Origin of the sequence: Cellulosimicrobium cellulans, assembly GCF_007679345.1 — a bacterium.
Lineage (GTDB): Bacteria > Actinomycetota > Actinomycetes > Actinomycetales > Cellulomonadaceae > Cellulomonas > Cellulomonas cellulans_A.
This window is the reverse complement of the sequence record NZ_VEGH01000015.1, coordinates 1-12333: the sequence shown is the minus strand read 5'-3', so window position 1 is coordinate 12333 and position 12333 is coordinate 1. Positions and strand designations below refer to the sequence as shown.

The window sequence follows — 12333 nt, the reverse complement described above, 5'->3', positions numbered from 1 at the left end:
CCTCGGCCGCGCCCCCGGGGACCGGGTGGCCGGGGCGGGCTCACCGGCAGAGGGACCCGCCCGGGCCCGGGGTCATGGTGACGAGCCAGTGCGTGCCCCACTGGTAGCCGGGCGGGAGCGTCCCGGCGACGTGCGGCAGATCCGCGCACGCCGTGGTCTGCGTCGGCGCGGGGTCGGTGGACGCGTCCACCACCGCCTCGTCCCACGTCCACCAGTCCGGCTGGCCGGGCACCTCCAGGGACGTCGAGAACCGCACCTGGCGGTCCGACGGCAGCACGTAGACGCCGGGCGGGTAGGTGTACCGCACGTCCAGCACGACGTGCAGCTGGTGCGGCTGGGCCGCCTGGTCCCATGCCGCCGAGCGCTGCACCAGCTCGCAGTTGTACGCGGGGTCGACCTGCTGGTCCGCCACGCGGACCACCTCGCAGGGCTCACCGGAGGGACCCGGTGGACCAGCTGCCGGCGCTCACGGGGGCGGCGGCATGCACGTCGTCGGTCCACGCCGCACCGGTCGCGGCGGCACCCGGCGCGGTCAGCAGCCCGAGGCCCAGCAGCGCGAGGACGTGGTGCCGCCGCGGGACCCGGCGGGCCGCGGAGGCCCCGGCGGCGGGACGACGCTCAGCCACGGCCGGACCGCCGCCCGCGACGCGCCCGGCCGATCAGCAGCAGGCCGACGGCGACCGCAGCGGCCGCGAGGGCCAGGAGCGGTGGCGCCTGCACGCCGGTCGCGGCCAGCCGGCCGACCGGGCGCGCGTCGGCGAGCACGAGGTCGCCGTCGAGCCGGGCCGCTGCGCCCGGTGCGAGATCCGGCGCGGCCGTGACCGCGACCCGCAGCTCGTACGCCCCCGGTGGCAGCACGGTGCCGGTCGCGCCGTCGACGACGGGCACGCAGGCGCCGGTCGCCGGCCGGCAGATCCCGACGTCCCAGGCGAGCCCGGGAGAGCCGGAGCCGGTCACCGTGGCCCCCGCCAGCACGGCACGCCGCGGCAGCCCGAGCGCCCAGGCCTCCGACGCGGTCGCACCGGGCCGGAGATCGGGGAACGCCGCGTGCAGCGGCTCCCGGCGCGTCGCCGCCCCCGCGCCGGCGGCGGACGCCACCGACCCGAGCGCGAGGGCGACCGCGAGCAGCAGCGCGGTCGCGGCGGCCGCGCGGCTCACGGGGCCACCGCCGCGCGGCCCTCGGCGACCCGCCCCGCGGGGAGCGCGCTGAGGCCGACGAGGGCGGCGAGGGCCACCCCGAGCGGAGCCGCGACGCCGGGCCGGGTGAGCGTCGTGACGACGCGACCGGCCCCGGCGAGGCGGGCCACCGGCTGCCAGACCGTGTCGCCCACCGGGTAGGCGGAGGCGTCCGGGGACGCGTTCGCGTCACCCTGCATCCGCACGGTCCACCCGTCCCCCGGGGTGCGCTCGACGGCGACGACCCGGTGGGTCACGAGGACGCCGGTGGTGCTGCTGCGCAGCGTCGCGACGTCGCCGACCCGCAGGTCGGCGGTCGGGCGCGGCACCGCGACGAGCAGGTCGCCGGTCCCGATCGCCGGCTCCATGGACCCGGAGACGACGACGAGCGGCTGGATCCAGCCGGCCCGGGTGGCTCCCCAGGCGAGGAGGCTGACGAGGCCGAGCGCGGCGACGAGCCACAGCGCGACGTGTCCCGCGGTCCGGAGCGTGCGCACGGCACGCCCTGCGTGAGCCCGCCCGATCACGAGCGGGGGGCGAGGGAGCCCTGGAACGCGATGGCGACGCTGCCGGCGGCGCCGCCGAACGTGCCGGCGTCGGCCTCCGCGGGCAGCGCGACGGTCAGGTCCACCGAGGCCGTCCCGCCGACGGCCAGCGCGGTCGGCGCGGTGCCGAGCGTCGCGGTCGCCCCGCCGGGGGCGAACAGCGGGCCGTCGGTCCGCACCGTGGGCTCGGCGATCACGAGGTCGGCGGTCCCGGCGTTCCGCAGCCACACCGGCATTGTGACCGAGTCGCCCGCGGTCAGCCCCGCGAGCACGTGTGCGGGGATGCGGACCACGTCCGTGCCCGAGGCGGGGTCGTCGTCCGCGGTGATGAAGTCGCCCGGGGCCGGGGACCCGGTCTCGACGAAGGCGCCGCGGAGGTCGATCGCCGTCGCCGGGTCGATCGCGCTCGCCTCGGCGGAGAACCAGGCGTCGTCGGTCCACAGGGCGGTGGTCGCGGCGGCGCCGACGCCGAGGAGGGCCGCGCCCGCGAGGGCGTAGCGGGTGACGGCGGACCGGCGGCGGCTCGGCGCGGCGGGGGTGGGCAGCGAGGTCATGGTGTTCTCCCGGTGTGGGGCGTCTGGTGCGGACGGGTGCCACCCTCCGGCGTCGGGGACGTCGGGGAGGCGCCCTTTGCGTGGAAGCACGCACGCCCGGCCCGGCCAGCACGCAGGTCCGCTGGGAGTTCACGAAGCTGGTGGCCGCCGCCGCGGGCGTGGGCGCGCGACGACGGAGCGCCGCGCTACGGGGCGCTCAGCGCCAGCAGGTCCTCGACCGGGGCGAGGACGACCAGGCTGCGCGCCCGCCGCGCCAGGTCCTCGTCGGCAGCGACGAGCACGTCCGCCTGCAGCCGGGCGACCGCGACGTACTCCGCAGGGGCGACGCCGTCCCAGCCCTGCTCGGTGGCGATCCGCCACGCGACGGCCCGGGAGACCCGGTCGCCGAGCAGCCGGACGCGCATCGTCGTCAGCCCGTCGAGCAGCCGCTCGGCCCGCGCCGGGTCGAGCACGCCCGCGCGGACGTCGCGGTAGAGCAGGCCCATCGCCTCCGAGCGGAGCAGGTTCGGGGCGACCAGCTGGTGCCCGTCGGGCACGACGAACCCCTCCTCGACCAGGCGCACGGCCGTCGGGGCGTCGATCGCGAAGCGCGTCATCGCCGCTCCTCCTCCGCGCCCCCGAGCCGCGCCCACTCCCCCTCGGACACCACCTCGACCGCCCCGTCGGGGACGACGATCGCCGTCTGCTCGTCGATCGCGAACCCCGGCAGCCCGCCGAGGCCGGCCGCCCACCGCTCCGCGGCGGCCATCGTGTTGGTCGGGAACGCGTCCAGGTGCGGGAAGATCGCGAACGGCACGAGCCCGAGCGCGCTGTCGTCCGGAGCGTCGGCCCACTCGACGAACATCTCGCCGATCCGCGGCGTCATGACCATGCTCCCCGCGCTGACCCCGACCCACACCAGGTCGGGCAGCCCGAGGAGCAGGTCCGCCAGCCCGGACTCCCGCACCCAGTGCGCGAGGTACGTCGCGTCGCCGCCGTCGACCAGCAGCACGTCCGCGTCCCGCACCCACGGCGCCCAGCGCTCGGCGCCGATCGTCGGCAGCGCGGTCAGCTCCAGCACGCCCAGCGAGGCCCAGCCGAGGCCGGTCAGGTGCTCGAACCCCGGCTCGGCCGCGACCAGGCCGCGCACCGACCCCGGCCCGCAGAGCGGGTGGCCCCACTGGGCGGTGGGGACGACGAGGGCGCGGCACTCGGCGAGCGGCCGGGGCAGCAGCCGGTCGAGCGCCGCGCGGATGCTGGGGTTGGTGACGCCGCCGGACGTGAGCAGGAGCTGCACGGGTCCTCCCGGGGTGCGGGCCGTCGGTCGCTGGGGGTCGGGCCCATCCTGCACCCGCGCGCGTGTCGGTGCCGTGCGGCAGCATGGCCCGGTGAGCAGCGAGGTGACGGCCCCGCGCCTGCGCACCGAGCCGAGCATCGCGCACCTGGACGCGGACGCCTTCTTCGCGTCGGTCGAGCAGGCGCAGCGCCCGTCGCTGCGCGGGCGCCCGGTGCTGGTCGGCGGGACCGGGCCGCGCGGGGTGGTCGCCGCGGCGTCCTACGAGGCCCGGGCGATGGGCGTGCGGTCCGCGATGTCGATGGCCAGCGCCCGGCGCGCGTGCCCGCAGGCGACGATCGTGGTCCCCCGGTTCGACGCGTACACCGCGTACTCGGCGCGGATCATGGCGGCGCTGCGCGAGCGGTCGGACGCGGTCGAGCCGCTGAGCATCGACGAGGCGTTCGCCGACCTGGGCGCCGTCCGCCCGGGCCCTGACGGCTGGTCGGGCGTCGCGCGGGACCTGCGGGAGCGCGCGGTCGAGCTCGCCGGCGTGCCGGTGTCCGTCGGGATGGGCCGGTCCAAGCTCGTCGCGAAGCTCGCCTCGGCGGCCGCCAAGCCGGCGGGGGTCGTGGTCGTCGCGCCCGAGGACGAGGACGCGTTCCTGCTGCCGATGCCGGTGCGGTCGCTGTGGGGCGTCGGCCCGGTGTCCGCGGAGCGGCTGGAGAAGATCGGCGTGCGCACCGTCGAGGACCTGCGCGGGCAGCCCCTCGACACCCTGACGATGGTGCTGGGCGAGGCCGCCGGGTCGAACCTGTTCCGGGTCGCGCGCGGCTGGGACGACCGGCCCGTGGCGGAGACCCGGGAGCGGAAGTCCGCGGGCGCCGAGCACACGTTCGAGCGGGACCTGCACGGCCGGGCCGAGGTCGCGGCGCAGCTGCCCGCCGTGGTCGACCAGGCCTACACCCGCCTGGAGCGGCACGGCGGCGCGGCCCGGACCGTCACGGCCAAGGTGCGGTTCGCCGGGTTCAGCACCGTGACCCGCGCGGTGTCGCTGCCGTCGCCGACCGCGGACCGAGCGGCGCTGCACGAGGCGGCGGCGCGGGCGCTCGACCTGGTGGAGCTGACGGAGCCGGTGCGGCTGCTCGGGGTGGCGTTCAGCGGGCTGTCCGAGCACGCGCAGCTCATGCTCGACCTGGCGGGGCCCGTCGACGCTGCCGGCTCGGGCGCGCCGGCCGCGGGCGCGGATGACGACCCGCGCACCGGGGCCGACCCCAGCACAGCCGACGCCGACGCGCTCCGCCCCGTGGCCCGGCGCCGCCGCGGCCGGCTCCGCGCCGAGGACGCCGCCCCCGGGCTCGACGTCCGGCACCCGGCGCACGGCCGGGGCTGGGTCGTGAAGGCGCGCGACGACGGCCGGGTCGCCGTCCGGTTCGAGACCGCCGCCACCGGGCCCGGCCGGCAGATCTGGCTGGACCCGGCGACGGAGGAGGTCGAGCTGGTCGGTGCGCTCGGCCCGGACGGTGCGGAGCTGCCGGACGCGGCCCCGTGGGGCGCCCCGGACCCGACATGACGGTCGGCCTCGACTCGATGACGCCGCCGGGGCGGTGCTCCGCCCGGTTCACCCCACCGGGATGAGGCCGCGGCGCCCTGCGAGCGGGTTCGCTTGCCGGGCGCCGGGAGACCGCCCGGCTGCGCACCGTCCGTGAGGAGCAGATCGTGGCGAACGAACCGAGGTCGGCCGTACCGGCCTCTCCGACGACGCGAGACGTCGACGACGACCTCGTCCGCGACGCCTACGTCTACCTCCTGGGGCGCGCCCTCGTCGTCCGCCAGGAGCAGATCGACCGCGCGTCGGAGGGCTTCGCGTACAACACGTTGCGGTTCAACCCGCTGGGCTCTGCCGAGTTCGTCAACCCGAACCTGGACGTCGCGTACCTCGAGGCGTGGTTCGCCGTGGACGACGACTCCGCTGTTCTGCTCGACGTGCCGGCGATCGAGGGGCGGTACTACACCGCCCAGCTCCTCGATGAATGGGGCGAGGTGATCGCGAACGTCAACGAGCGGGAGATGCCGACGCACCCCTGGGGCCGGTTCGCGCTGGTCGCCCCCGGCTCGCGCGTGGATGTCCCCGCGGACGTGCCGCGGCTGACGCTGCACGGGCGCAAGGCCAAGCTGCTCGCGCGCGTGGAGCTGCAGGGCGATCCCGACCGCGCCGTCGCGCTGCAGCACGCGTTCGCGGCTCACGTCATCGGCCGGCCCGTCATCCCGGACCCGCCGGCACTCCCGCCGTTCGACAACGCCACGCTGCTCGGGGTGGAGCTGTTCGACCATGCGCCCGCGGTGCTCGCCTCGGCGCTCGACGTGTCCCCGGCCGCCGCCCGCCTCCAGGTGGCCGCTCATGCAGTCGCCGCCACCGCTGCGGCCGACCCCGCCGAGCGGGAGCGCCTCGACGCGTACCTGCGCCGGACGGTGGTGCCGGGCTTCCAGAGGTGGGCGCTGACCGGGTCGGCCCCGTACGTCGACCACTGGATCGGGGGCGGGCGGATCGGGACATACGGCGCGGACGTCGCGCTCCGCACCGTCGCGAACTACGCGGGAATCTGGGCCAACACCGCGAGCGAGGTCGTCTACTTCGTCGCGACCCGGGACGCCGAGGACGAGCCCTTCGACGGGGGCCGCCAGTACCGGCTGCGGTTCGCCCCGGGCGCGCTGCCCGCCGACGCGGTGGCGGCCTACTGGTCGATCATCCTCGTGGGTGTCCCCGACTACCGGGTGGTGCCCAACGAGCTCGACCGCTACAACCTCAACCAGTACTCGCCGCTCGCTCCCGACGACGACGGCGGGCTGACGATCGCGATCGGCCCGGAGGCGCCGGACGACGTCCCGACGACGAACTGGCTGCCCTCGGCGGCCGGCAGGCCCTTCTCGCTGACGCTGCGCAGCTACGTCCCGGTGACGGCGCGCCCGTTCGGCACGTGGGGACCTCCGGCGGTGACGCCGCGGGCCTGACGGCCGGACCTCAGTCGCCGGGCGCGTGGTCCCCGCGTCCCACCCATGCCACGGCCTCGTCGTACGCCGCGTCCAGCGCCTCGAGCAGCACCGTCGTGCCCGGCCGCACGTCCCCCGGACGGAGCGCGGCGGTCAGCCCGGTCCGCTCGAACACCCCCGCGAGGAGGTCGTCGGCCCCGACCACCACGAGCCGCGACCCGTTCGCCCGCAGCTGCGCGGCCCGGCGCAGCAGCGCCTTGACGATCGTCGACGACGGCACGTCGGGCATGGTCCGGACGTCGAGCACGACCACCGAGCGGCGCGCCCCGGACAGGTCCGGCCACGTCTCGTCGAGCCGGGCCATCTCGGCGAACAGGCTGACGCCCTCGTAGTGCAGCACCACCACGGACCCCGGGTCGACCTCGGCGGGCACGTCGGCGGTGCGCCAGCGGCCGTCGTCGTCCCGCTGCAACCGGATCAGCCGGGCCTGGCGCTGGGCGTTGACGCAGAACAGCACCAGGGACACGACCGCCCCCAGGAAGATCGCGTACTGCAGGGCGAGCTGCGTGGTGGCGAGGAAGGTCAGCACCATGCCCGCCGCGGGCAGCGCGCCCGTGCGCAGGACCAGCCGGATGTCCGGGACCCGGCCGACGATCAGCTCGCCGGCGATGACGACCACCAGGCCGCCGATCACCGGCATCGGGATCCGCTCCGCCAGCGGGCCCGCGACCAGGACGAGGAGCGCGAGGAAGATCCCCGCGAAGATGCCCGCCCACCGGGTGCGGGCGCCCGCGCTGGTGGCCACGCCCGTGCGGGACAGCGAGCCGCCGGTCGGCAGCGCGCGGAAGAACCCACCCGCGATGTTGGCGACGCCCTGGGCGGTGAAGTCGCCCGACAGGTTCGACCGGCTGCCGTCCGGGTTGGGCACCGCAGCCCCGATGCCGGCGGCCTGGGCGAGCGCGACCAGCGCGATGGCGACGGCCCCCGTGGCGAGCGCCGGGACGGCGGACACGTCGGGCAGGACCGGCAGCGGGAGCGCCCGCGGGATCGCGCCGATGTCGCCGGCCTCACGCACGTCCACGCGCAGGACCGCGACCCCGACGCTGACCACCAGCAGGGCGATCAGCACGGCGAACGACCGCAGCCGCCGCACCGCGTGCGCGGCCCACCAGCCCAGCACCGTCGCGGCGGCGACGGCGGTCGAGGTGAGGTCCCACTGCGGCAGGTGCACCAGCCCGTCCACGATCTTCGCGATCGTGTTGTGCCGGTCGGTCTCGTACCCGGTGGCGTCGCCGATCACCCCGGCGACGATCTGCAGCGCGATCCCCGTCGTGAACCCGGTCATCACCGCGTTCGACACGAAGCTCATCACCGAGCCCAGGCGCAGCACCCCGAGCAGCAGCATGACGACGCCCACGAGGACGGTGAGCGTGGCGAGGTTCCCCGGGTCGTCCGCGTCCAGGCCCGCGTCGGCCAGCACGCTGTGCGAGGTGAGCGCGATCGCGCTGGTGAGCGTGGTCGTCATCAGCACCGTGCGGGAGAGCAGCGAGCCGACGGACGTCGGCACCATGCCCGAGTACAGACCGACCAGCGGGTTGAAGCCGCCGATCGAGGCGTAAGCCATGCCCTCCGGGATCGAGAACAGGCCCGTGACGAAGCCCGACACGGCGTCCTGCCGGGTCGGCCGGCCGAGGCGCGGGCGGCGGCCCGGCCGCGGCGGGTGGCGGCCCGTCACGGCGTCCGGCCCGGCGCTCGTCACGGCTCGACGACGTTGAACATCAGCTCGAACGTGTCGAGCACACCGAGGAGGTCGGTCAGGGCCGAGGGCTCCCCGGTGACCGTGATCGCGCCCTCGCGGATCGCCTCGTCGAACGTGGCCTCCCCCAGCGTGACCCGGTCCAGGGACGCCTTCGCCAGCGTGACGGTCGCGTCCGAGCCGTCGGCGTGCCGGCCGCGGCGGTACGTCAGCGCGCCGTTGCGCAGGGTCACGGCGTAGCGGGCGTCGAGGTCCGTGAAGACCCAGTCGAGCGTGCGGGTGCCCAGCGCGGCCGCCCGCGTCCCGTCCACGCGGATGCCGAGGTAGTCGAAGTACAGGTCGGGCGTCATCGCACGGATGGTGTCCGGCGTCGCGACGGACAGCTCCGCGCCGTGGAACACCCCGTTCCGCAGCTCATGGGCGCCGGACAGGTAGAGGCTGCGCCAGGTGCCGTTCTCGCTCTGGTAGCCGAGCTGCTCCAGCGCGTCGGCCTGGAGCTCGCGGGCGGCCCGGTTCTGCGGGTCGGCGAACACCAGGTGGTTCACGACCTCGGCCACCCACCGGTAGTCGCCCTCGTCGAACGCCGCGCGGGCGTGGTCCAGCAGCGCGTCGGCGCCGCCCGCCAGCGCCACGTAGCGCTCGCCGGCCGCCGTCGGCTGGTGCGGGTCGAGGTGCGCGGGGTTGCCGTCGTAGTACCCCAGGTACTTCTGGTAGATCGCGCGCACCCCGTGGCTGATCGACCCGTAGTAGCCGCGCAGGTACCACTTCCGCTCCAGCGCCGGCGGCAGCTCGGTGAGCGTCTCGGCGATCTCCATCGGGGTCAGGCCGTGGTTGATCAGCCGCAGGGTCTGGTCGTGCAGGTACTGGTAGGCGTCCCGGATGTCGGTCAGGTAGGTCGTCAGCCGGTCGGTGCCCCACGTCGGCCAGTGGTGGGAGGCGAAGACGACGTCCGACCGGTGAGCGTACCGCTCGATCGTCTCGTCGAGGTACGACGCCCACGCCTTGGCGTCGCGCACCTCGGCGCCCCGCAGGGTGAGGAGGTTGTGCAGCGTGTGGGTGGCATTTTCGGCGGCGCACAGCGCCCGCAGCTGCGGGAAGTACACGTTCATCTCCGCGGGCGCCTCGGTGCCCGGCGTCATCTGCACCTCGATGTCGACGCCGTCGACGTGCAGGGTCGTGCCGGTGGTCGTGATCACGTCGGTCGGCGGGATGAGCGTGATGGTGCCCGAGGACACCCCCTTGCCCAGCCCGATGTCCACCTGACCGCGCTCGTCTCTCGGCAGGAACACCCCGTACTGGAAGTGCGAGCGCCGACTCATCGCGGTCCCGGCGAACACGTTCTCGGAGACCGCGTGCTCGAGGAACCCCGCCGGGGCGTAGACCGGCACGCGGCCGGACGCGACGTCGTCCTCGCTGACGACCGCACGCACCCCGCCGTAGTGGTCGACGTGGCTGTGGGTGTAGATCACGGCGACCACCGGCCGGTCTCCGCGATGCTCCCGGTACAGGTCCATCGCCGCGGCGGCGGTCTCGGTCGAGATGAACGGGTCCACCACGATGATGCCGGTGTCGCCCTCGACGACCGTGATGTTCGAGATGTCCATGCCGCGCAGCTGGTAGATGCGCTCGGTGACCTCGAACAGGCCGGCCGCGCGGTTCAGCTGCGCCTGGCGCCAGAGGCTGGGGTTGACCGTCGGCGGGGCGTCCTCGGCGTCCTCGAACGCATAGGCCCCCAGGTCCCAGACCGGGGACCCGTCCGGCCGGCGGATCGCCGCGGTCGGCGCCGCCGCCACCAGGCCGCGGGAGACGTCCTCGAAATCCTGCCGGTCGTCGAACGGCAGCGTGGTGCGGAACCGGTCGAGGACGGCGGACGTCGCCGCCTCCGCGTCGCGGGGCCGGGTGCCGGCCGGGATCTGGGTCATGGCGGTCGCTCCTGCTCTCGGTGCGGGGTAGGGCCGGTCACGGCGTGACGACGGCGAAGTCAGGGTCGAAGGAGTCGATGAGGGAGCCCGAGGTCTCCAGCACGCCGCGGTCGCCGTCGAGCGTCGGGGTCGCGTCCGTCGAGCAGTACGTCACGGCTGGTCCTCCGGTCTCGCCGCCGCGTGGCGCGGGTGTCGTCGGCGTCGGTCCGAGCGTCACCGGCGCGGAGCGTCGCCGTCGTCGTCCGGGGCGGGTGAACGTGTCCGGGGTCCGCCGCCGCGGGAGGCGGGACGGCTCGGGCGCGAGACGGGTGTGCCCGGGCGCGAGCCCGGACGCGGCCCGGGCGCGGGCCGGGTCATCCTCGCGGGGTGACGATCGCGCGCCGGGTCGCCCCGCAGGCTGGTGCGCGTCGGCCCCGGACCGCCGACCCCGTCACCGCACCGAGGAGGCCCCCGTGGGCGAGGCCGTCGGCCAGGCGCTGCCCGTCGCCGTCGGCGTGCTCATCAGCCCGATGCCGATCGTGGCCGTCGTGCTGATGCTGCTGACGCCGCGGGCCCGCTCGAACGCGTCGGCGTTCCTGCTCGGGTGGGTGGTCGGCATCGCCGTGGTGGGCGCGGCGCTGATGCTCGTGGCCGGCGCGGCGGGCGCGGCGGGCGACGGCGCGCCCCCCGCGTGGGCGAGCGTGCTGAAGATCGTCCTCGGCCTGCTTCTGGTCCTGCTCGCCGTCCGGAGCTGGCGGACCAGGCCCCGCGGCGGGGTGGAGCCGCCGACCCCCGGCTGGATGCGCGCGGTCGACGGGTTCAACCCCGTCCGGGCGTTCGGCCTGGCGGTGGTGCTCGGGGTGGTCAACCCGAAGAACCTGCTGCTGGTCGTGTCGGGCGCGGCGGCCATCGCCGCGGCCACGACCTCGACCGGTGCGCGGCTCGGCGCGCTCGCGGTGTTCGTCGTCGTCGCGTCGCTCGGCGTGGCGGCACCGCTCGTCGTGTACCTGGCGGGCGGCCCGCGGGCCGGCGCCGTGCTGGACGAGCTGAAGACCTGGATGGTGCAGCACAACGCGGCGATCATGGCGGTCCTGCTGCTCGTGATCGGCGCCAAGATGCTCGGTGACGGGATCGCCGCCCTGTGAGGCGGCGGCCGGCCGGGCCCGACGGTGGGAGGCCGTGATGGCAGGTTCACCCGACGAGGGCGCCGCGCCCGCGTTCGGCCCGGTGGAGCTGATCGCGCTGGCGTTCCCCGGGGCCGACGTCCCGGCCCGGTGCTGGCGGAGGTCGTGGCGCTCGCCGGGTCCGACCGGGTCCGGGTGGTCGACGTGGTGCTGGTCCGGCCCGGCGAGGACGGGATCGAGATCGTCGAGGTCGCCGACCTGGACGGGCCCGCCGAGGGCGGGCTCGCCGACCTAGCGGACCTGGTCGGCCGCGGGCTCGCCGGCGAGCACGACCTCGGGCTGGTCGCCGAGTCCCTGCCGCCGGGCGCGAGCGCGCTGGTGCTCGTCGTGGAGCACCTCTGGGCCGCCGCGCTGGCTGCGGCCGCGCGCGAGGTCGGCGCCGTGGTGGTGCTCACCGAGCTCGTCCCCGCCGAGGTCGTCAACGCCCTCGCGGCGTCGTGACCCTTCGTCCGCAGTCGAGACCTGGAGGAACCGCCGTGCCCCTGCTCATGCCTCGTTTCGGCCGCCCGGGACTGATCGGGACCGCCGCCGGAGCCGGACGGCGACGCAGGGCTGGTCGAGCAGCTCCAGCGCCTCGCCCGGCTGCACGACACGCGCGTCCTGGACGACGATGAGTTCGCCGCGGCCAAGGCCAAGCTGCTCACCTGAGTTCTCCACAGGTGCGGTCGTCGTGCTCCGTCCCCAGGGCGGGGGTCGGTCGCCGGGGTCGTGTCGGTGGCCGTCGGTAGTGTCGTTCCATGGCACCTGACCTGCAGGAACACCCGGACGGCGACGTGGTCGCCGCCGTGGTGCTGCCGGTCTACGGACCCGACGGGACGTGCCTGACGGACCTCGGCCCCGACCCGGTCGTGGCCGCCGGCGGGGCGCCTCGCACGGGTGAGCAGCGGCAGGTCGAGTCGATCCGGTCCTGCCCGCCCGGACCGGTCCTGGACGCGTGGCTGCGGGACCTGGACCTGGACGTGCTGCCCTCGGCG

At 76.0% G+C, this 12333-nt stretch carries 14 protein-coding genes; 5 read left to right on the top strand and 9 right to left on the bottom strand.

All coding sequences use genetic code 11. From position 1 onward, the window contains the following. Nucleotides 1-40: 40 nt before the first annotated feature. The 7 genes from FS882_RS17365 to FS882_RS17335 all read right to left on the bottom strand — a co-directional run bounded on the left by FS882_RS17365 (nt 41) and on the right by FS882_RS17335 (nt 3551). Nucleotides 41-412 (bottom strand): hypothetical protein, encoded by a 372-nt coding sequence (locus FS882_RS17365; protein WP_158374945.1) that lies wholly within the window; start codon nt 410-412, stop codon nt 41-43. Between the two features lie 19 nt (nt 413-431). Further along, a complete protein-coding gene (locus FS882_RS17360) occupies nt 432-626 on the bottom strand; it encodes a hypothetical protein (protein ID WP_158374943.1) in 195 nt (64 codons plus the stop codon). Beyond that, the gene (locus FS882_RS17355) at nt 619-1158 is read right to left on the bottom strand and encodes a hypothetical protein (RefSeq protein WP_158374941.1); all 540 of its coding nucleotides are present in this window, start codon (nt 1156-1158) and stop codon (nt 619-621) included. Before FS882_RS17355 ends, FS882_RS17360 begins: the two co-directional genes overlap by 8 nt. Beyond that, complete coding sequence (locus FS882_RS17350; RefSeq protein ID WP_158374939.1) at nt 1155-1673, bottom strand: signal peptidase I; 519 nt, start codon at nt 1671-1673, stop codon at nt 1155-1157. Before FS882_RS17350 ends, FS882_RS17355 begins: the two co-directional genes overlap by 4 nt. A 26-nt stretch (nt 1674-1699) precedes the next feature. Further along, nucleotides 1700-2275, bottom strand: a complete 576-nt coding sequence (locus FS882_RS17345) for a hypothetical protein (protein WP_158374937.1) — start codon at nt 2273-2275, stop codon at nt 1700-1702. 185 nt (nt 2276-2460) lie between these two features. After that, on the bottom strand, nt 2461-2871 hold the full coding sequence (locus FS882_RS17340) for a type II toxin-antitoxin system VapC family toxin (RefSeq protein WP_158374935.1): 411 nt from the start codon (nt 2869-2871) through the stop codon (nt 2461-2463). Then, a complete protein-coding gene (locus tag FS882_RS17335) occupies nt 2868-3551 on the bottom strand; it encodes a Type 1 glutamine amidotransferase-like domain-containing protein (RefSeq protein WP_158374934.1) in 684 nt (227 codons plus the stop codon). Before FS882_RS17335 ends, FS882_RS17340 begins: the two co-directional genes overlap by 4 nt. Nucleotides 3552-3642: 91 nt before the next feature. Here FS882_RS17335 and FS882_RS17330 point away from each other — a divergent pair, with 91 nt between their 5' ends. Beyond that, nucleotides 3643-5100, top strand: a complete 1458-nt coding sequence (locus FS882_RS17330; protein WP_187365350.1) for a DNA polymerase IV — start codon at nt 3643-3645, stop codon at nt 5098-5100. Between the two features lie 146 nt (nt 5101-5246). Then, nucleotides 5247-6539 carry a DUF1214 domain-containing protein gene (locus FS882_RS17325; protein WP_222848253.1) on the top strand — a complete coding sequence of 431 codons (1293 nt, stop codon included), beginning with the start codon at nt 5247-5249 and terminating at the stop codon, nt 6537-6539. 10 nt (nt 6540-6549) lie between these two features. Here the strand turns inward: FS882_RS17325 and FS882_RS17320 are convergent, their stop codons facing one another. Together FS882_RS17320 and FS882_RS17315 are read right to left on the bottom strand one after the other, a co-directional pair. Further along, nucleotides 6550-8277, bottom strand: coding sequence for a SulP family inorganic anion transporter (locus FS882_RS17320; RefSeq protein WP_222848252.1), 1728 nt, complete (start codon nt 8275-8277; stop codon nt 6550-6552). Then, nucleotides 8274-10196, bottom strand: coding sequence for an alkyl/aryl-sulfatase (locus tag FS882_RS17315; protein ID WP_158374928.1), 1923 nt, complete (start codon nt 10194-10196; stop codon nt 8274-8276). Before FS882_RS17315 ends, FS882_RS17320 begins: the two co-directional genes overlap by 4 nt. A 452-nt stretch (nt 10197-10648) precedes the next feature. On the opposite strand from FS882_RS17315, the gene FS882_RS17310 reads away from it, so the two are divergent. From FS882_RS17310 to FS882_RS17295, 3 genes are all read left to right on the top strand, one after another. Beyond that, nucleotides 10649-11320, top strand: a complete 672-nt coding sequence (locus FS882_RS17310; RefSeq protein ID WP_158374927.1) for a GAP family protein — start codon at nt 10649-10651, stop codon at nt 11318-11320. A gap of 24 nt (nt 11321-11344) precedes the next feature. Continuing rightward, nucleotides 11345-11800 carry a DUF6325 family protein gene (locus FS882_RS17305; protein WP_262348380.1) on the top strand — a complete coding sequence of 152 codons (456 nt, stop codon included), beginning with the start codon at nt 11345-11347 and terminating at the stop codon, nt 11798-11800. A gap of 296 nt (nt 11801-12096) precedes the next feature. Then, the coding region (locus tag FS882_RS17295) for a hypothetical protein (RefSeq protein WP_158374923.1) at nt 12097-12333 on the top strand (237 nt) is incomplete at its 3' end.

Coding starts and splice junctions, on each gene's coding strand:
- FS882_RS17345 (WP_158374937.1), bottom strand. CDS start 2,275: ATGACCTCGCTGCCCACCCCCGCCGCGCCGAGCCGCCGCCGGTCCGCC.
- FS882_RS17340 (WP_158374935.1), bottom strand. CDS start 2,871: ATGACGCGCTTCGCGATCGACGCCCCGACGGCCGTGCGCCTGGTCGAG.
- FS882_RS17315 (WP_158374928.1), bottom strand. CDS start 10,196: ATGACCCAGATCCCGGCCGGCACCCGGCCCCGCGACGCGGAGGCGGCG.